This window comes from Wolbachia endosymbiont (group B) of Schoenobius gigantella (assembly GCF_964031005.1).
In the GTDB taxonomy this organism is placed as follows: domain Bacteria; phylum Pseudomonadota; class Alphaproteobacteria; order Rickettsiales; family Anaplasmataceae; genus Wolbachia; species Wolbachia pipientis.
This window is the reverse complement of record NZ_OZ035002.1, coordinates 1,214,388-1,234,480: the sequence shown is the minus strand read 5'-3', so window position 1 is coordinate 1,234,480 and position 20,093 is coordinate 1,214,388. Positions and strand designations below refer to the sequence as shown.

Annotated in this window: 20 protein-coding genes and 2 pseudogenes; 7 read left to right on the top strand and 15 right to left on the bottom strand. The window is 35.4% G+C overall.

What is annotated here, in order from left to right; all coding sequences use genetic code 11:
- Window positions 1–38: 38 nt before the first annotated feature.
- From ACQH2O_RS05705 to ACQH2O_RS05635, 15 genes are all read right to left on the bottom strand, one after another.
- Window positions 39–293, bottom strand: a complete 255-nt coding sequence (locus ACQH2O_RS05705; protein WP_264705694.1) for a phage tail assembly protein — start codon at window positions 291–293, stop codon at window positions 39–41.
- A gap of 34 nt (window positions 294–327) precedes the next feature.
- Window positions 328–825, bottom strand: coding sequence for a phage major tail tube protein (locus tag ACQH2O_RS05700; protein WP_425385135.1), 498 nt, complete (start codon window positions 823–825; stop codon window positions 328–330).
- 11 nt (window positions 826–836) lie between these two features.
- On the bottom strand, window positions 837–2,024 hold the full coding sequence (locus tag ACQH2O_RS05695; protein WP_425385057.1) for a phage tail sheath subtilisin-like domain-containing protein: 1,188 nt from the start codon (window positions 2,022–2,024) through the stop codon (window positions 837–839).
- The gene (locus tag ACQH2O_RS05690; protein WP_425385058.1) at window positions 2,017–2,577 is read right to left on the bottom strand and encodes a hypothetical protein; all 561 of its coding nucleotides are present in this window, start codon (window positions 2,575–2,577) and stop codon (window positions 2,017–2,019) included. Before ACQH2O_RS05690 ends, ACQH2O_RS05695 begins: the two co-directional genes overlap by 8 nt.
- 6 nt (window positions 2,578–2,583) lie before the next feature.
- Window positions 2,584–4,005 carry a hypothetical protein gene (locus ACQH2O_RS05685; protein WP_425385059.1) on the bottom strand — a complete coding sequence of 474 codons (1,422 nt, stop codon included), beginning with the start codon at window positions 4,003–4,005 and terminating at the stop codon, window positions 2,584–2,586.
- Window positions 4,002–4,196: a hypothetical protein gene (locus ACQH2O_RS05680; RefSeq protein ID WP_425385060.1), complete on the bottom strand. Its 195-nt coding sequence runs from the start codon at window positions 4,194–4,196 to the stop codon at window positions 4,002–4,004. The genes ACQH2O_RS05685 and ACQH2O_RS05680 overlap by 4 nt, the downstream gene beginning before the upstream one ends.
- A gap of 4 nt (window positions 4,197–4,200) precedes the next feature.
- Complete coding sequence (locus ACQH2O_RS05675) at window positions 4,201–5,385, bottom strand: hypothetical protein (protein ID WP_264953770.1); 1,185 nt, start codon at window positions 5,383–5,385, stop codon at window positions 4,201–4,203.
- Between the two features lie 4 nt (window positions 5,386–5,389).
- Window positions 5,390–7,318 carry a DUF4815 domain-containing protein gene (locus ACQH2O_RS05670; RefSeq protein WP_425385061.1) on the bottom strand — a complete coding sequence of 643 codons (1,929 nt, stop codon included), beginning with the start codon at window positions 7,316–7,318 and terminating at the stop codon, window positions 5,390–5,392.
- Window positions 7,319–7,320: 2 nt separating this feature from the next.
- Window positions 7,321–8,022, bottom strand: coding sequence for a hypothetical protein (locus ACQH2O_RS05665; RefSeq protein ID WP_425385062.1), 702 nt, complete (start codon window positions 8,020–8,022; stop codon window positions 7,321–7,323).
- An 82-nt stretch (window positions 8,023–8,104) separates the two neighbouring features.
- The gene (locus ACQH2O_RS05660; protein WP_425385063.1) at window positions 8,105–10,153 is read right to left on the bottom strand and encodes an AAA family ATPase; all 2,049 of its coding nucleotides are present in this window, start codon (window positions 10,151–10,153) and stop codon (window positions 8,105–8,107) included.
- Window positions 10,154–10,170: 17 nt separating this feature from the next.
- Window positions 10,171–11,409 (bottom strand): AAA family ATPase, encoded by a 1,239-nt coding sequence (locus ACQH2O_RS05655; RefSeq protein WP_264376934.1) that lies wholly within the window; start codon window positions 11,407–11,409, stop codon window positions 10,171–10,173.
- A complete protein-coding gene (locus ACQH2O_RS05650; RefSeq protein WP_182364992.1) occupies window positions 11,406–11,906 on the bottom strand; it encodes a hypothetical protein in 501 nt (166 codons plus the stop codon). The genes ACQH2O_RS05655 and ACQH2O_RS05650 overlap by 4 nt, the downstream gene beginning before the upstream one ends.
- Before the next feature lie 37 nt (window positions 11,907–11,943).
- Window positions 11,944–12,732, bottom strand: a complete 789-nt coding sequence (locus tag ACQH2O_RS05645) for an AAA family ATPase (RefSeq protein ID WP_208571551.1) — start codon at window positions 12,730–12,732, stop codon at window positions 11,944–11,946.
- Window positions 12,733–12,743: 11 nt separating this feature from the next.
- The gene (locus ACQH2O_RS05640; RefSeq protein WP_425385064.1) at window positions 12,744–13,565 is read right to left on the bottom strand and encodes an ATP-binding protein; all 822 of its coding nucleotides are present in this window, start codon (window positions 13,563–13,565) and stop codon (window positions 12,744–12,746) included.
- Between the two features lie 95 nt (window positions 13,566–13,660).
- Window positions 13,661–14,155, bottom strand: coding sequence for a sigma-70 family RNA polymerase sigma factor (locus ACQH2O_RS05635; protein WP_190321275.1), 495 nt, complete (start codon window positions 14,153–14,155; stop codon window positions 13,661–13,663).
- Window positions 14,156–14,737: 582 nt separating this feature from the next.
- Between ACQH2O_RS05635 and ACQH2O_RS05630 the strand changes: the two genes are divergently transcribed.
- The 7 genes and pseudogenes from ACQH2O_RS05630 to ACQH2O_RS05600 all read left to right on the top strand — a co-directional run bounded on the left by ACQH2O_RS05630 (window position 14,738) and on the right by ACQH2O_RS05600 (window position 20,091).
- The gene (locus ACQH2O_RS05630; RefSeq protein WP_038228276.1) at window positions 14,738–15,187 is read left to right on the top strand and encodes a crossover junction endodeoxyribonuclease RuvC; all 450 of its coding nucleotides are present in this window, start codon (window positions 14,738–14,740) and stop codon (window positions 15,185–15,187) included.
- A 103-nt stretch (window positions 15,188–15,290) separates the two neighbouring features.
- Window positions 15,291–15,509 (top strand): annotated as a pseudogene (locus ACQH2O_RS05625) (ParB N-terminal domain-containing protein); the annotation flags it as partial.
- Between the two features lie 60 nt (window positions 15,510–15,569).
- A protein-coding gene (locus tag ACQH2O_RS05620) for an IS5-like element ISWpi1 family transposase (protein WP_264374449.1) occupies window positions 15,570–16,402 on the top strand; the annotation gives its coding sequence in 2 pieces (ribosomal slippage) (window positions 15,570–15,939 and window positions 15,939–16,402; 834 coding nt in all).
- Between the two features lie 23 nt (window positions 16,403–16,425).
- Window positions 16,426–17,424, top strand: a pseudogene (locus ACQH2O_RS05615) (DNA-methyltransferase); the annotation flags it as partial.
- A gap of 133 nt (window positions 17,425–17,557) precedes the next feature.
- Complete coding sequence (locus tag ACQH2O_RS05610; RefSeq protein WP_425385134.1) at window positions 17,558–17,965, top strand: hypothetical protein; 408 nt, start codon at window positions 17,558–17,560, stop codon at window positions 17,963–17,965.
- 14 nt (window positions 17,966–17,979) lie between these two features.
- Window positions 17,980–19,443, top strand: coding sequence for a hypothetical protein (locus ACQH2O_RS05605; protein ID WP_425385133.1), 1,464 nt, complete (start codon window positions 17,980–17,982; stop codon window positions 19,441–19,443).
- 177 nt (window positions 19,444–19,620) lie between these two features.
- Window positions 19,621–20,091 carry a hypothetical protein gene (locus tag ACQH2O_RS05600; RefSeq protein ID WP_425385132.1) on the top strand — a complete coding sequence of 157 codons (471 nt, stop codon included), beginning with the start codon at window positions 19,621–19,623 and terminating at the stop codon, window positions 20,089–20,091.
- Window positions 20,092–20,093: the final 2 nt, after the last annotated feature.

The window sequence follows — 20,093 nt, the reverse complement described above, 5'->3', positions numbered from 1 at the left end:
ACTTCCTGTTGTTGAGCTAAGTTTTAAAATATTGAATCTTAACTCCTCTGTTCCAGCGGCGACAAAAAATCTTTTAGTACCTTTTGTATTTCTACATAATCTTTAATACATAAATCTTCAACTACTTCTTTTGGCACAGATGCTAGATTAGCAATTAAAGCTACCTCTTTCAAAGCTTCGCCTTCTATGCGTTCTATAGCAAGTAAATCTCTTACTTTAGGTTCACGCATCGATAACTCTGAGACAGAAATTCCATCAACTGTAATTGGGTTGTTTAGTGTTATAGTGTGCATTATTGCCTCCTTAAAATAAAATTTCGAAATCTTTTCATATGCCTAAAACCGTTTGTAGCAAAGCCATCTGATCCACACCATTTATCTTTCTTATCATATTTTCAGCATCGATTTCTATTAACTCATTACCACCTATAGTAAGTTTGTAGTAATGGGCAGCTACAGTACATTTCAGCGTTGCTTTCTCAGCAGGTTTCCAGTTACCAAAATCAAATTCTTTAAAAATGCCTCTTAAATTGATTATTACTGCTCCAATATCATTACCTTGCATTCCACCTCTGAGCGTCAAAGATACCGAATTTCCATTTATCAACCCAAATAGCCGAAAAAGCTCTGTATCGTATTCAGAAAAAGTGAAATCTGCTTCAAGCTTTTCCATGCCCATATCAATATTTATTGGAATATCCATACCACCAGCTCTGTACTCTTCTGTTTTTATGGTAAGCTTCGGCAAGGTTATTTCATCTATTTTTCCTGCATAACCACGGCCATCTACAAATACGTTAAAATTTCTCAGTATTTTGGGTAACACTTCGCTTTCTCCTAACTTATTACACTATTATTTACAAGATGGGATCTGAATATTATTTGCTCAGCTGGATATGGCGGTGTAAACTCAAAATCAAAAGACACTTTTCCGCTTGCAATATTTGCCGGTGTATTGAGTTCGGGAGTTGCATAACATTTTCCACTGATAATCGCTCCTTGTACTTTTAAATTGGCCAAATAAGAATTCACCCCCTCAATCACATCATCTATATAAGTTTTTGTGATATTGCGATCAACTGCCCAGAGATGAGCTCGAAGTAAACTATCGTTAATTAAATCTGCAGTGCGCCTTACTGATAGAAAAGCCCATTTCGAATCGTTTGAACATGTTCTATTTCCCCAAAGCCTATAGCCATTTTGATGAATTATCGTTGTTACTTCATTTTCATTTAAGTGGTTTGCTCTGCAATTTGCATAACCTAAGCTAAAATCAATAGGCCTGCTTGTGCCAACAATACCATTTATCTCTTTATTTGAAGGTGAATGCCAGAAGCCTTGTTCGCTGTCTATTTTAGCTATTAAACCAGCTACAAATGGACTCGATGGCAAGATTTTTTCTTTTCCTTCAATAAATAACTTAATCCATGGGTCAACTACGTAAACTCTTGAGCTGCCTACACTTTTTCTCCATTTTATTGCTTCTTCATCATTAGTATTTGGTCCATCTGCAACAATAATTGCTCTTAATTTTTCTGCTATGGAAATTAAAGCACTCACTACTGGATTTACTCCATCTATTTCAGGTAACTGATGAGTAAACTGAGGTGCAATTAATATTCTTGGAGCAATATGAACTATGCTTTCACTACTGAGGAATGCCTCTATCCCTTGATACTCTCCAGTCTCTTTATCAACACCGCCAATTATATTTTGGATAGTTTCACTTTCTTTGAGCTTTGAATCGCTGTTTTCACTTTCTTTAACTCGAATAACTACTACTGTTGCACCAATCTGGGAAAATATTCCATTTATTGCAGAAGGTAAACTGCCACTCTTTCCGAGCTTTGCTGCTTCCTTTAAGCTTCCTGCAACTAACACTGGTTTATTTAGCGGAAATTTTTGCTCATCTGCTTCAGGTGCAGTACCAATTACACCTATCACTGATGATTTAGCTGTACGTACTGTCTTTGCTCCTGAGGTTACCTCAATAACATTTACGCCATGTAAAAATTCTTCAGCCATTTCTTTGTATTTTTTTCCTGAAATCATCGAGCAAAGTCCTTAGCTCACTTTCGCTTTTGGCTTCTTCAATCTTTCTCTTGGCTAAATCTTCAAGCTCTTCACATTTCATTATTTCTTTTACTGCTTTTTTCACTTTTTCCTCAATTATTCTTGCCATTTCAATAACCGTAATACCACGGACTTTTGCTAAAGGTTCTATAATTTCTTTATCCTTTTCATCTATAGATTCTGGTGCTGCTAGAATGCTTTTTGCGGCTTCCGCTTGAATCTCATAAGATTTAGCTTTTTGGTGAGAATGACCTGCATATTGGTGAGTATGATTATCATAATAGAAACGCATACTATCAAATGCACAAAGCTTCGCATTATCCAGTAACTCCTTTTGTATATCTTCTTTAGTACGCTGAGCAATTTTTCCTCCTTCTGTTAAACAATAGCTTTTTTGCCAATCAAAATCTTCTGGTGCTTCATACCAATCATTTTCAGTTGGCTTGCTTTCAAGTGTTGTTGTTTCTACTTGTTTATCATTTTCAAATCTAATGTAGATAGACATTGTTTGTTACCTCCAAATCTCATACGTGTTAGATAATCCTGGACATTGCCAACCCCTGAGCGTCCTTTCCACATCTACCTCAAGCCCTGTGGTGAGAAAATTGCTACGTATGTTATAAATCCCCCACTGAATAAATTGACCATAGTTGTGTACATAATTTGATGCAAGCATACCTTGACTAACTTGTGTTCTGGAATACAGATAAGATGATGTGTAAAGTAATATTGCAACTGTTTTTCCTGCTGGAATCTCCACATTACCAGATCCGGCTAACTTGCTATCAGAACTCATGTATTGGTAAACATTTTTCCATACTATTTTTGAAATACTTGATTTATTAGAATTAGTGTTATCAGGAGTTCCCACAAATAATCCTGCTCCCCCATACTCCGTACTCGAATACGATGATCCAACAAATTCCATTGTCTTATTTATGTTCACATTGGTTGTATTTTTTACAAATACTACTCCAAGTGCAGCATACGGGTAATAGTATATCTCATCATAACTACCCGAAAAACTTTTTGTGCATAACTCTCCGTAAATAAATGTTCCTTTACTTCCCTCTATAAAACTTAGTTGTCTTGGCCGATAAAAACTAACGTAATCTGTATTGTACGTATGGCTACCTGCTAGTAGTTGTAACATATAGTCAGTTTTTGTTATATCACTACTCCACTTTCCAAGCTCTGTCGTAAAAGTTCCGTGGCCAAAATAATTATTTTTTCTGCCAAGTACACCAAATAAGAAAGGTAATGACCCTGGTTCAACCATGTTGCGCTTTCTTATTTCATTTATAAGAGACACTTTTAACTGTTCATCCCGAGTTTTTACCTCATTAGAGATGTTTTCAATTCGAGTTTCTATTTCTCCTATAATTGATGAGCCAGATGGTACATTATTAACAGCACGAAAATCTTCTACTAAACCTTTAAGACCATCTTTATGACTATTACTAATGCTATTTATTGCTGCAATATTGGCATTCTTTCTCGTATCAAGTAGCGATAAATTTGTTGTTCCTTTTTCATCAATTCTCTTTAATAACTGCTTCTCTGATTCAGAGATCACTGCTAAAGAACTAGCTTTTTTATTATCCAGATCAGTTAAGTGTTTTTTTGCACTATCAAGAAGTTCTTTTAGCTTACCATCTGTCATCTGTACAATTTCAGAAACTGCACTTTTGTCGACTATTGATTCCAATGCTTTAGCAAGATATGCTAATTGATCTGGTGTACTGTTTGCTGCTAAATCCTTAAGCCTCTTTTGTAGTGCATCAATTATCTCTTTTACCTCAGTCATCTGCACAATGTCAGCAATAGCTTTTTTATCTGCTATCAATTCCAGAGATTTTGCAAGATATGCCAGTTGATCAGGTGTGCTGTTTGCTGCTAAATCCTTTATCCTTTGGTATATTGCTTCTTTCATTTCCAAAAATTTAAAAAAGTCTCAAAATTAAACCGCTCAAAATTACTCTTAAGTTGATTATGCTCATCTTCTCTTTCGGTAATATCTTCATCTATTTTCTTAATTGTGGTACGGATACGAACAACATCTTGCACAGCAATGTTTTCTGGATGAGTCAAAGAGTATCCTCTACTTGTTTTATCATCTGACATTCTGCTAAGTGATAATGATTCGTAGATTTTTGACTTTTGGACGATAGACAACCGTTCCACTTAAAACCAATTTTATCCTTGTATCATTACCATTAAAATTTGATAGCACATGAGTTCTCTCTACCAAATTTTCTCCAATTGGTTTTCCTGATGTTAAATTTACTAATTGCCAATCCACGTTTTTTTGTACATATGCTTTAACATCTGCAGTGCCAGGTATCAGCGCATCATATGTTATGGTAATCTTAGTGTTAGCTCCTGCTGTAATGCTTCTTGTAACATAATCTCCGAACTCTGAAAGATTACCCAGAACTAGCTGTAACCCAGGATAGAGAATAGGACTTTTTTCTCGCCCTCCTTTTAGGCTTGCTTTTACCGTTAATTCCCCATTTATTCTTTCACGCAGCGCGAGCGGCAAATTATCAGACAAAAAGTTTTCTCTTCCCTCTTCATCTGTTAAGATAAATTCTACATTGGTATCAAATGCTACTTTTTCGACGTTCGTCAAAACAATTAAATCTGATACATTATTTACAGTAACTTTGCCCAGGTCAACAACATGAGAAACTTCACTAAATTTTGCAGCTAGTAGTCGAAACGTTAAATCTAAATTTTGATGTGGAGTCCAGGTGCTTGCATTGCTAGATGACAGTAATACTCCTACTTGATATGGTTGACTTGTTACCCAACGGCTATTTACTGCATCATACTTGCCAAGCTCTGCTATTTTTACTGCAGTATCTGCATCATCAGTAAGTAGTACTATCGCATACTCCTCTCCTGCATGGCAAAACATTGGTGACCATTCTATACGTGTTGCTGTGCCATCTATCTTTATATCTTTTGGCTCAATATAACTTTCAGCAATGACAGTCTGCGAGGGCATTCCCACTGCTGTTTCTCTAATCTGCACAACAACACGTTTTTTGCCTTTATTTATAAACCATAACTCTAGACCTCCTATGTGTCTGCTCTCATTTAAAGTAAATGTTTGCGCTAAAGGATCAACTCTTCTTGCTGCGATAACTCTTCTTCTCTCTTCTATGGTAATAGTTTTTTTACCAGTGTACGTTGCTTCTCCATAGCTTCCTTTATCACCATAAAACTGTACTAATTTAGTACCTGCTGGAATATTTGCTGGGATTTTTATTTTTCCACTTATTTGTCCTTGATTGTTAACTATTAACATATTTTTATGCTATAGGTTGAATAATTATTCCGTCAAATTTTATCTCTTTAAGCTTCTCACTTGGCTCAAAACCTTCAATTTCAAAATTCTGTACTGCTTCTCTCATAAATTCAGTTTCGTATGAGGTACTTGACAGCAGCTCTGTTGTTTCTTTAACATTAAATACTCTGGTTACTGGACTTTTCCAATTCGTGGTAACCTCTGTCCAGTGGTCAATGTTTTTATTTAGAGTAATTTGTGCCGGAACTGGATCAAAAGCTTGATATGGATTGATCTTTTCTCCTTTAGTCTGTAAAAGCTGCTCCAGTACCGGTTCAAGTTTATAAGGTAAAAGATAAGGTTCTTTACCTCTTTCAACATCAATAATTTCCACATCTATAGGTAAAATTAATTCTTTGTTTACTATTGCTGCAGACTGCGAAATTCCTTGATCACGCATATCATCATCAAAAAACGAATCAACAAATACTCCTTTTTTCGTTGTAGGTTCTCTTGAATTTGCATCATTGCGTAGACGTTCCTCTGCAACCAGCGCATAAAGATCATTTATTCCTTTTTTCATTGCTTCAAGCTCATTCATCGGTACAGCATGAATAGCATTATTCACTATTTTTACCCCTTCGCCTTTTTTCCACGTCTGATGAATGTAGCAGAGCAAAAGTTGTCCAGAGGGCGCTTTAGGCATTGATGGTCTCCAAGGGTGAGCTATACCTTTTATTCTCCTTACCACCCCTTTGCTATCGATAGTAATTAAATCATAGCAGGGCATTTTCCAGGTGTAATCAATCAGAACCAAGCTGTTATCAACTGCTCCTTTTACTTTGCATCCCTGTTCACTTATATCTTCAGGGCTTACATGAGTACGACAGCGGTAGGTTATTTGATAACTACTTCCAGGAGCTGGTTCTTTGCCGGGTAATGACCAATCAATATTTCCTGCGTTTAGTTTATAATCTACACTATTTTCATAAATAACATTACCTTGTTTAATTTGAATAATTTCAAGTACTGCAGAGTCAGGTATTGGATCAACAGCTCCTGAATATGAACCATGAGTAATGGTAATGGTTTTTTGAACAGTTATATCTACTTTTTTAATTTCACTTATTGGAAAATCATTAACTTTAAGTTCCATTACTCTTTGGCTATTTGGCTGAAAAGTATGTGGTTCTGATTCAACTGATTTTATATTCGGATCTTCATCAAAAGAAACACGAATACTGTGAGGAAGTTCAATCTCATAGCCATCAACATGAGCTTTGCCCTCATTAATCACAAATATTTTTTTTCCTCCTTCTCCCTCTTCCTTTTGCAGGAACATTACTTCAAGACCATTTACGACGTAGGAACCATTTGCTTCTTTGTCATAACGAGCAAGAGCAGTAGTTACTATGTTTGCTTGTGGAGGTGGTGAATGTTCTATTAATACTCCATTTTCAATGTTATAGATTGGATAAAACTCTCCTTCAGAAAAACGTGGAGAAAGACCTTCTGCTTGATAACCCCAAATGGTGGAAACTTTAAGCCTTGCAGCTCCTACTTCCTGATAGTTTCTTGTACCAATAGCAGGATCACGAAGGTTTTCATCCTCAAGTTCTGTAATCGTAGATTCTACATAATAAACACCTATGCGAACTGTGGTACTCAGTGGAATAACAAATTCTTCTTTTTCAACTTTTCTAACTGCACCGCGCAGATAGATTTTTCCTCCCTCAAGTGTAGCTTTACCAGTTTTTGCATCTATAATACAATTGCTTCCCGTTATAACATCACCATCACGAAATATTGCATCACCTATGCCTTTAAGCTTAGAGAGAGCATACTCCTGAGTCTCGTTTAATTCTGCAGATTGCAAACCTCTTCCAGCAAGAAATAAGCTTTTTTCGTACTCTTTGTCAGGATTAAAGCGGTTATAATAGCTAGTCAGTGTCATAGTTAAAAAGTCACTACAAATGAAAAAGTTTCCCGGGTTGCAGCTGTTCTGATAAGTGGCACAGTGTGTTCTAAAACTAATAAAATTCCATGGTTTTCTACATCTTTTGGCTCAAAATATCTCTGTCCTCTAGGTAATCCTTCTTTTATTTTAGTGCCAACCATAACCCCAAGCTCTCTGATTACTTGATTTGCTGCATCCGTGAAATCGAAAGTAAATTTAAGGTACAAATTATTGGTTGGTACATTTGAGGACCTAAACCTTCCAGAAGGAGTTACAAGTTCTCCATTCTCATCACCTGTGCAGAAGAGAACCTCATCTGCAGTACGTCTGCCAAGTTCATTCAAGAGCTTTATAGAATTTATAGATTCAGGTGGTGTGCTTTGAGTATATTCTACAGTAACTGCACTATTTGCCGTGATAGAGCTATTTTCCGTAAGTTTTATTACACCAGTACTGCCATTAACTGTATAGTCAATACTTGGCTGATAAGTTGTTTGCCCTGTAAAAACCTTCACATCTTTAATAGGTTGACGATCAAAAATAGGTTGATGATCAAATTTTATTTCACCCTTAACGAAAGTTTTTTCTACTTTGTGGCTACTTCCAGAGCTTGAATCACCTGTTCCCCAAGCAAGATGGATAGATTGCTTTTTGATGCTGGCTGCTATTGCTGCTCTTCCTGACTGTGTGAGTATTGACATTTTCCCCCTATATTATATATGTACGGTGAGTTCAAAATTCGTCCGCAAAAATCAAAATATTTTTTTATATCAGAAAAATTTTTTAGGAGAATAGCTCAGCTCCACAGCTAAACTTTCCAACACCGCGAGCAAATGGTCCGCTAGGAATGTCAAGCCATTTATCTTCTTTTGAACCAGTAGCCATTCCCTTAACCAGCTTCCGTGTTTGTAACAGCTCTTGAACTATACGCTCCATTCTATCTCTTCCTATACTGTGAAACTCCTCAGGTAGTCTATGCCGCTGTTTATACACTCCTGTACTTCCTGTATGGGTAAATGGATGTCCAGAAATTGCTGCTCGTGTAATTGCAGTTATAAGATGCTGCTTTGAATCTTTTTCGTTCATATTTTTTATTCTTAATCTTTCAGTTATGTCCTCTAACAATCCTGTTTCTTCATTTCTTAAATAAGTGCGTAAAGTGCGATCAGCCAAACCGTTTGCTTTAACAATTGCTCCATAAAATAATGCGTTCTGTCTTACAGATTCTCCTATTGATTTAAAAATTGTCGGTTTAGCTGTATCTTCCACAGACCAAAAAGCGTATGAACACCTAACACCATTAACAAGAGCAGATGTACCTCTAATGGCATCACGTGCTTGCTCAACAGTCGATATAGGTTTTTCACTTTTTGGCTTTCTCATATGATGAGCAGTAATTATTGATGCTCCAGTGCTACCTGCTAAATCAGATAATAAAGACATCAAATAATCGCCTACGGCTGGGTCAGTATTTAAATCAGCATGCACGAATGATGCAAGTGGATCAAATACGATTAATTTTAAGTCTTTTATTTTATTAAGTTGTTTTGTTATCGATTCAAATTCAGGAGAAGTCTCTATAACTTTACCTGAAACACTTTTTATGATTGTAAGTGATCCACTAACATTTGGTAATGGTACAATAAAGAGCCTATCCTTATATTTTAATCTCTCGCATTGTGAGTCAAGACGCTCTAAACGACGATGTATTTCACTCATATCATCTTCTGCAGAGAATATTACAACAGATCCATGTTCAGTAACTAAAGGACCAAAACCACATGGCTGATCTTTTCTACTCGCAACTTTCAGTGCTAAATCAAGCAGAAGCATACCTTTGCCAGTATCTCCCATCGCAGCTAGAATAGATGTCACTCCTAAAGGAAATAACCCTTCAACAAGAAACTTTTGCTCCGGTACTGGACCTATAAAACGTTCTACGCTCCATTCTTGAATATTAAGCAATTGCTTAACGATGATTTTTTTCGAGTTATTTTCAATGAATTCAGGAATATTCATCTTTTCTTCTATACCATCAGCTGAATCCCATCCCTTTGGTTTATTCTCCGGTATTTCAAGAAGAGTAAGTGATAAAACACCAAGAAAAGTAAGCTTTTTCACAACTTTCTCAGCATATTGTTTACCTGGTTCATCATTGTCTGGCCAAATAATAACATGCTTGCCCTTAAGTGGTGACCAGTCTGTTTTTTCTATTGGTGCATTTGCTCCTAACATTGCAGTTGTGGCAGTCATACCTTGCTCTATCAGAGCATCTGCACACTTTTCACCTTCAACTAAAATCACCTTATCAGATTTCATAATACCTGAAATATTATATAAAGGCCTGATCTGTGGTGGAGTAAAACTAGACCTTTTTACATCAAAAGGAAGATATCTTTTTCCTGAATCAGTGTTATAACGATAAACTGTAACAATCACTTGATCACTTTCATCGTAATAGTTCCATGATGCCGTTGGTTGCCCCAGAGTGTTATTTTTTTCCGAATAACCAATCCACTTAGCAATATCTTCTATCGTATCAGTAAATTGATTTTTTCCAGTAACAGCAGCCCAAAGATCAAAAATATCTCCTCCTTCTCCGGTAGAAAAATCATGCCATAATCCGGCTTTACTGCCAGTTAACTCCACTATCATACTTTTTCCTTGATTGCCTTTTAGATCACCTACATAGAACTTATCACCACGAAAAGTTCCTCTTGGCAGTAAATAAGAAAGACATGACCTTATATTTGATAGGAGTTGAGTTTTTAACTGTTCTTTCTCCCCTAAGAATTTATAATGTCCATTTCTTTGTGAACAATAAATATCCATACCTACCTGAAGAATTTTTATGTTCTAGCTATAACGTTAGCAGATTTCCAACATCCATTAATCTTATTGATGAATTTTGTTGGTATAGATCTACCGTTTCTAAGTTCATATACTACTTGCAAGATATTTGTACGTTTATTGGGTTGAAATATTACTATTCCAGATGTATAAAAACTTCTTAAAGCGTTAGCACCAACGAGAGCTTGAAATGGATTCTTTTCCAATATAGAGGTAGGTACTTTTTTGGTGTGATTTGTGATGATTATTCCAGCCATAGGATTAATCTTGGAACGTAGTTTTTCTATTGCATGCTGCAGACCATAGTTAACGGAATTATAAGGAGAATCAATCACAACTAAATCAAACTTTTCCTCTACCATATTTTTTATTTTTTCTATACCTTCTTCATTTAAGGTCAAATTCATCTTGTTCGTCACAATTAAGTTTTCTGTTGCTAAATGAGGAAGTTTGTTGAGTTGTTGTATACGTTCTCTAATGTAATCATATTCCATTTCGTTTTGTAGATAGAATATTTTTAGCGGTCTTGTAGGCTTCATGCCAAGAAATGATCTTCCTGCTGCCAGATGTACTAATAGAGAAAGAAGAAAATGACTTTTGCCAATCTTTGGAGTACCACCTATGACCAAAAGACCACCTGGTGTCAAAATTCTTGGGCCTATTATATCTTGTGGCATTGGTGATTTGTCATTTAAGTAATGATTTACAGAAAATGCTTTTCCTTCGTTTTGTTTTTCTTGTAATATGGAACTTCTTTCATCTTTACCGTTCAACCATGTTTCAGCAGAATCTATATTACCTTTAACTAAAGTCCAAAGGTCTATTATATTTCCTTTCTTTTCTTCGATCAGGTTGTACCAATTTCCTGCATTTTCTCCTTCCATTTCAACTATTATCTTATTTCCATTTCTACTGCCAATATAGAATTTATCTTGGTAAGATTTGCCTTCAGGTAACAAATAAGATAAACAATCTTTGATGTTATTAATTAATAATGATTTTATTTTCAAAGCATTTTTAGATGAAAAATCCATAAAATTCTCCTTGTTTATTCCAAATTTGTTCAACATATTTTTTAGACGTTTAAAGTCAAGATTAGCCAGCTCACAAACAGTTTCAAAAGATCGTGAGCGAATCCATTGACAAGCCTCTTTTTTAAGTTTAGGGTTTTTTCCTGCTGCATCCTGAATAGCTCTAGTAATAACAGCAGCCCACAACTTTCCTTCGTCATACTTCAAAATGGTAACCAATCATCTTGAAAACTTTTTTGTAATTCTGGAGTAATAACTGTAGTAATCCTATTCCTATCTCCATACGTATTATTAGTTTCAACGCCTACTTTCGCTGTAAACTCTAAATCGTTGAAATCAGCTATAGAGTTGATTTTTCTAGCAGTAACTGCTTTCTCTGAAGTGTCATTTGCATGAATATTTCTGGATGATTCCAAAATACTACGCAGCATAGAACGTCCAGATTCTCCCCAGATGTCTTCTTCACCTTCTGCTTTGCCATTTTTGATACCTATAATCTGAAAAATCTTGCGTTTTGCATATGGACCTTCAGTGACAGTAAATTCAGTGTTTAAATAGATGCTGCCAGTAGTGTAGTTTTTAGTGAACCAATTTTCATAACCTCCAGGCTTTATTGCCATTTTTACCTTGACTATTGTACCTTTCGGTATTAAACTGCTCTGCAGTTTTGCATTATTAAAATCAGTTAAAAAATCTTGTAGCATACGCTCTCCTATAAGTTGACTTTAAAGTGAAAGTTAGCTATTCCATTAGCTGCCAATGACCATTTATCTTATCGACAAGTTTGTTTGGCACGCGTTCACCATTGCGAAGCTCAAATACTATCTGGCGTGCACTGCTTTCTTCATCATGAGCAAACATCACCATACCAGTACTGTAAAATCCACGTAAAGATCCAGCACCACTTAGGCCTTGAAATGGATCTTCTTCGAGCATCTTTTTCGATAATTTTTTTGTATGATGAGTGAGTACAATACAAGCATCTGGATTGACAGCACTGCGTAGCTTCTCAAGAGTCTTTTGCAGAAAGAACAGCATAGCACTATTATCATTTTCATTTCCATATTCACTGCTAAAGATGTTACGTAATGGATCTATGGCCAAAACATCAGGTTTAAAGCGTTCATTTACAATCTCCTTAATTTCACTTATTTCATCATGATTAAATGATAAGTGCACTTTTGGCGTAATGATTAAGTTGTTAGCAGCTACATTCAAAAGTTCATTATCAAGTTGTTGCAAACGTTCTTTCATATATTCATATTCAATTTCAGTTTGCATGTAGAAGATTTTCAAAGGTCTATTTGGTGTCATACCGAGAAATGATCTACCAGCAGCCATGTGGACAAGCCAAGAGATCAAAAAGTCGCTTTTGCCAATCTTAGGAGGGCCACCAAATACTAACAAACCTCTTTTAGTTAGAATTCTTGGTGAGATTATATCCTCTGGTATTGGCGATCGATCGTCCAAGTATTCTTTCACACTGAAAAAAGGAATTTTTTGACCAATAGTTAAAAAGTTTTGTAGCATATAATAACCTCCTATATGTTGGGCGTGACAGGTTGAATTGCAAAAGCTTTAGTTTTAATTTTTGTAAGAAGTTTTTCTAGATGCGGTTCTTCAACCATATTAAGGCAACCACTTCGATCTTTAGCAGGATATCCCCAAGAATTAATCGTCTGACAGACAAATGAACGAATTTCTGTACCATCATCTTTCTTGATTCCAACCATGCTAATTACTTCATCAACAATGCCAGGAATTTCACTTGCGGTTTTAGCACCTTCACATTGAGGTAGCCAAGTCGAGCGATTGAAATCATCAAGGTATTGCCCAAGAGTTCCAACTATAATGATGTCTTTATTTGGAATATGTTGAAACTGATTGAGCCAAGCCATCATCTCTTGAGCAAGTAACCCGTAAGCAGCTCTCATATCTTGTTTTCCTGATCTTTCAGAAAAAGCTTCAGGTTGCATTTTTGACCATAAAAGACATAAACGCGAGGCTACTGTAATACTATCGATAAAAACACATCGATACTTGAAAAACTCCGAAGCAAGCTCTTTGTATTTACTGGATACATGCTCATAGTGTCTTTGGCTATATGCTGAGTCAGATTTTAACGCAGGATTAGGACCACCTATGAGACATGCAATATCTCTTGCCTCATTCCAAGTACGAATACTTACAGAATCCCCTTGCCAATCTTGAACAGCAAGTAAACCTGCCTCAAAATCAAGACAAAGTGTTGGTTCATTTATGGTCTTTAAGAGACTAGTTTTACCTATACCATAAGGACCAAAGATGACCATTTTTATACCTGTTTGAACTTTTAGCCGTTCATTGCTGTTCATTATTTTCATTTTTCTCCCAGTACCTAAATATATATGTACGATGACCTAGGCAATTCGTCCGCAATTTGCAAAAAAAAAATTTTTGAGCAAATATAATCGAGAGCTTATAACTTCTCTAAAACTGAGAATTTATTGCGTATTCGTTCTAGTGTGCGATAGATAGTTGTCTTTGGTATTTTGGTTATTACAGAAACTTCAGTAATAGTAAATACCTTAAGTAATTGACATAAATTACTATCTTTTTCAGACAAAGTTGAAATTATATTATTTATGTCAGTGCGAATTATCGCTTCGATTTCCGAGTTCCTATGATCTGGAATATCGTCGTTTATATCATCAAAAGTTATATTACGTTTTAGACATAACTGATTGCGTAACATATTGCGAGCACAATAATTAGCTAATCTAGCAACGAAAGTACTAAAACTACTTCTTTTCTCATCGTGCCGGTTAAGATATTGCCAAACCTGACAAAAAAGCTCTTGTTCTATATCTTCGAGACTTTCGTTAATAAAACAGCTTTTGGATTTAAGGCGCGAAGCTTGAAATCTCACATGTTTAACAATTGTAGAATCGATTCCTTGATAAGAATTCTTCATAAAAACTCCAAAAGTTTCATGAATAGAGATTTTTACCAAGATCTTGTATGACTAATTTATTATAAAAAAGTAGTAATAATTTTTTTATCTAAAAGAATAAAATCTTTAAAAGTTAAAATAAGATTTAAACGTTTTGATACACTACTGAAGCTACTTTTTCATAGGTAAAAAACTACCAATTTCGTACCTAATTTCTGAATTACTAATTAGTATTTCAGAAAGCAGTAATCGTTAAGTTATTGATAATATTGTCTTTTTTATGTTCTATTCCTAAAAGCCGTTTCTAAAGTTAAGTGGCTAAAATCGGCCAGTAAAGAGGGTTTACGGATTACTGAAGTCTTATATATATTATATATATATTTAAATACAGGTAAAATATAATATATGATAATATAATAATATAAATATTGGCGTAATATAAGTTATGTAAAATAGTTATTAAGATAAGTAAAAACTCAAATGGCAGGATATGAAATTTTTTTTAATTTTTTTTCAAAATTGCGGACGAATTTGCGAGTCATCGTACATATATATTATACAGGGCATTGAACTTTAATTACACAAAGGAGTTTTTGTACGTCAATCTTAACGCTAGATCTCGGCAAGCAAACAGGCTGGGCAATTCTAACAGATGGAATAATTGAAAGTGGGAGCAAAAGCTTTCATGGTAGTCGTTTCAGCGGAGGTGGAATGTGTTTCTTAAACTTTTGCAATTGGCTCAATTCTTTGAAAGACATTTCTGCAGTGTACTTTGAGGAGGTGAGAAGACATTTAGGAACTGATGCAGCCCATTGCTACGGTGGGTTTCTTGCAGTGCTGTCTGCTTGGTGTGAAGAGAACAATATTCCCTACCAAGGTGTTAATGTTAAAACTATAAAACGCTTTATAGCAGGCAAAGGCAATGCAAGTAAGAGTGAAGTTATTGAAGCGATACGTGAAAAAAGTTTTTCACCTAGAGATGATAATGAGGCCGATGCTTTGGCATTAATGTTCTATATTAGTAAAGATATTAATAAGACGAAAAATCCATAAAAAGTGGGTCCTTTCAGCCATACTGGCGGATTTGGTGGGTTTGACCCCAGGCCTTCTCTAGCGTCAGATATATTTTGAATATTAACTTTTTAATTATTAAGATATGAATTTAGCAATCCACTACTATCCTACTCGAAACCTAGTTGAATATGAGCGTAACCCACGTAAAAATGACGATGTGGTCAACAGAATGTGTGCTTCTATTCGAGAATTTGGCTTTCGTATACCAATAGTTGCAAAAAGTGATGGCACTGTGGTTGATGGTCATTTAAGACTTAAAGCAGCAAGAAAACTTGGTATGGAAAGTATTCCAGTGGTCTTAAGAGGTTGTCCGGAAACAAGTAAAAGGCTATAATATCTGAAATTTTAGTACGGGGTAAAGATGAGAAAAAAGTATCCAACAGATCTAAGCGAAAGGGAATGGGCAAGAATAGAAAAACACTTCAGAGTATCATACAAGAAAGGAGGAAGGCTGCCAAAGTATAGCAAAAAAGAAATATTAGAAGCAATTTTCTATGTATTGCGTACAGGGTGTCAATGGCGGTATTTACCAAATGATTTTCCGCTATGGAAGACTGTGTATGAGCAGTTCAGGCAATGGAAGAAGCAGGGAATTTTTGAGAAAATGAATTATGAAATTACAAAATATAGTAGAAGAAAAATAGGAAGGAATGAGCAGCCGAGTGCCTGTATAGTAGATAGTCAATCTGTAAAGACTACAGAAAAGGGGGGATCAAAGGCTATGATGGAAGTAAAAAAGTAAAGGGTAGAAAAAGGCATATAATTACAGACACTCAGGGTTTTATACTAGGTTGTTACGTAGGCGCTGCTAACGAAAATGATAGAGATGGTATTAAAATAGCATTAAACAATATGAGAACAAAATATACTAAAGTTAAAAAAATGTGGGCTGACATGGGATACCAAGGAAGAAATTTAAAGAATCACATAAAGGAAGAATATGACATAGATATTGAAATTGTTAAAAGGCCTCCATGTAGATTTTGGGTGCACAAAGATACGCCACCTGAGCTACTACCAACAAGAGAACAAGGGTTTAAAGTACAGCCAAGAAGATGGGTTGTAGAAAGGACTTTTGCTTGGGTTAATAGGAATAGAAGGCTATCGAAGGAGTATGATTTACTCACAACATCCACTGAGAATTTCATATACCTAGCTATGAGTAGGGTTATGTTAAAGAGGGAATATGCTTGAATTTACTAGTTTCCGGACAACCTCTAAGTGATAATTTAAATGAACCACAAACTAAAGCTTTTCGATTACTGGCAAATCAATCAGCTAATTGGGCAAAGTGGGATGATGAGCTTTTGAAAGTAGAAATTCAAGAGTTAGAAGATTTACAGTTTGATCTTAAAATGACTGGATTTGAATTAGAAAAAGTTCAACATTTCCTTGATGATTTAGATAGTGAAAAAGAAGATCTTTCTGACTTAGCTATTGATGACAAACAAGTAACAAAACCAGGTGATCTATGGATTTTAGGTGATCATAGAATCTATTGTGGTGATAGCTCTGTAGTTGAATCATATAAAGCGCTGTTAGATGATAAAATGGCAGACATTACTGTTTGTGATCCTCCATATAACGTTGATTACGGTAGCAGTCAGGAAAGAGAAGATAAAAAAATACTAAACGATAATCAAGGTGAAAGGTACGAACTTTTTCTCTATGATATTTGCACTCATATTTTAGCATACACCAAAGGTGCAATTTACATCTGCGTATCATCATCAGAGTTTTCAACGTTGCAAAAAGCATTTGAAGAAGCAGGAGGAAAATGGTCAACATTTATCATTTGGGCAAAGAATCACTTTACGCTAGGCAGGTCTGATTATCAAAGACAATACGAAGCAATGCTCTATGGATGGAAGAGTGGCAATAAACGTGAGTGGCATGGCGGTAGAAATCAAAGTGACCTCTGGTTTTATGATAAGCCAACGCACAATACACTACATCCAACGATGAAGCCAGTAGAGCTAATGGAGAGAGCAATAGTCAACAGCAGCAGATCAGGAGACATAGTACTTGATCCATTTAGCGGTTCTGGCAGTACACTGATTGCATGTGAGAGAACAGGAAGAATTTGCAGGACAATAGAGTTAGATTCAAAATTTGTAGATGTAACCATAAAACGTTGGCAAGTGTACACAGGTAGGGAAGCAATTCTTTTTGGTACTGGTAAAACTTTTTCAGAGATTCAAGAAGAAAAACAGTAAGAAAAAAGTGGAAAAGATAACGCAAACAGAAATTTAGTAAGCCTTGGTAGTTGTAATATTAATTTACTGGTATATACCGTATTTTAATGAGTTTAGCGTAACAAATAACTTTGGATTAAATGTGGTGTACTCAATGAATCAAGAAAAGACGTTAGCTGGAGTAGTAACGTCGCAAACAAATAATGAAGCATCGTTTTCTGAAGAAGTAGAAAATAATGTTTCAAATTCTACACTATCTGTTAAGGAGAGAATTGAATTGTTTGAAAAAGGTACGAAGCAAGAACCTGACCTGAACACTGAATGCAAACTAGCTTCTTTAAATGTGATTAGCAATAGTAGCGATAGCAGTATTACAGCAAAAATAGACGAAGCAGGTGCTGATTTTTCAGTGAGTTGTTCTTCTTTAGTATTTGATGATGGTAAAGACATAGAGGACGAATTTAATGCAGTTTGTGAGGCAAATGGAATAGAATATATAACCGTCCGTATTCTCTTGATCAGCTTGAGGCAGCATCCAACACATCTTCCAACCCCAAAATAGACAATACAAAAGAAATGCAAAAAGAGGAAGAGGATAAAGAATTAGGAGATAAACCAAAGCCGTTACCTAGGAATGGAATGTTGGAGAAGGACAATATTAGAAATGTAGCTCCACCTTCACCTAGAACAGCAGAAAATCATCAGTTGAGTATTATTCAGGATATTGCACCACCAAAGCTACCACATTCTTCTTTCCAATTAAATGGAGAAAAATGTGATGAGCAAGAAGCTATAGGAGAACCTATGTATGCAACTATAGACAAAAATAAAAAATTCTCGAAAAGAGGTTTAGATGGTGAAATAAACGATCAAAGTCCGGAGATGGAAAAGTCAAATTCTGAAGAAACATCAATTAAGAAAGGATCAATTGATGAACCTGTAGATCTGAATACAAAATTTTTAAAAAAGAGTTTGGAAGGAAGTGATAGTGGAATAGACAATAGAAGTGCAGAGATGACAAGATCAAATTCTCAAGTAACAGAAATGAGTGATTCTTGTGGCAATCAAGGATGGGAGAATATGTCATTAAATCATGATAGTCCAGTTACACTTTCAACTAGCTCATCAGAAAAAAGTAATAATGAAGAAACCCCGTTAATTAAAAAAGAAAAGAAAACAAATAGAATTTTGCCAAGAGTAAAATATGCAGTGCAGCAGAAGGAATTTATAATTTTCGGTATAGCTGCTGTTGCACTTAGCGTTTCTGCAGCTTTGGTATATCTACAGGATAAAGGACAATTTATTGCATTTTTTGCAAACAGTACCATCTATGTGACTATACCAATTCTAGCTGTTGCATTATTGGTTGCAATTAGTCCGATATTTTGTGGAATAAAGCAATTTAGAGATACTGAAGAGTGTCAAATAGGAGGAAAGAATGCGAATGAAACTTTGAATCAGGTGCTAAAGTATCAACCAAAAGATAAAGTAATAAAATCATTCAAACTTGAATACAGCAATGGTACTCATTCACATTTTACACTTAACGCTTGGAAGGGTAAGAACAACTTCATTAATATTGACGACAAAGTCATTAGTAGAAGAAATAAAGTAGAATCAGTAATCAAAGATAGGCCATTATTTACAGCATTATTAAGCAGTTTGGTTGCTGCAAATATAGTATGGCCTTTATTACTGTATGTAGAAGGTGGTATTAATAGTGTACAGAAGTTTTACCAGAACGCTTTGATTAATAACGTAGGGTTATCACTACTTATAGGCTCGAGTATACTTGCACTATCAGTGATATTCCTTGGAGTACATTACTACAGAAAAACAAATTGCACAAATCTTGTATATTGTGAGGAAATAATTGAACCAGAAAAAGTTAATGGAAAGTTCATTGAGGAAATAAAGGAAGCAAGGACAAAAGTGCTTGAAGAAAACCATAGTAAAGATGCCAAATGCAGCAGTTTAACGCTAGAGCAAGTAGTGGTTGAATCTCATAACTACAAAGATGCAATTTATAGTATTAGTTGAAAATAGCCAAATTTCACTATGTAAAAAGAAAGCAGCTATAAACCGGAGTATTTTGCTTTGTGTTAGTAAAATATCTCTAAAATATTGGCAAGTATAAACAGGTAGGGAATTGCTGATACTGGCAAAACCTTTTCAGAGACTCAAGAAGAAAACTCGTAAAAAATAGGCAAAAAAAAAGTGAAAATCACACAAACAGAATGGGCAAGAGAGATAGGAGTATCAAAGCAATACGTCTGTTATTTAGTAAAAAAAGGAATAGTTGAGTTGGAGGATGGTTTGATCGACCGAGAACAAGCAAATGAAGCAGTAGCGGCAATAAGAGATCCAAGTCAGCCACTGAGGAGGAAAAATCCAGAAAGTACAAGTAACCTTTCTACGATGTTGCTAAAAACTAGAATAAAAAATGAAATGGAACGTGGTAAACTGCTTGAGGCAAAGGCAAAAGCTGAGATTGGTGAACTTGTAGCAGTAGAGGAGGTAAAAAACGAAGCATTTAATGTAGCAAGAGTTGTCCGTAATAATTTGCTTAATATTCCAAATAGAGTTTCAGCACTGCTTGCATCACTGAGTGACACTGAAAAGATTCATATGGCGCTAACCGAAGAGATTACAAACTCATTACAAGAATTATCTAATATTAAGTTTTAAAT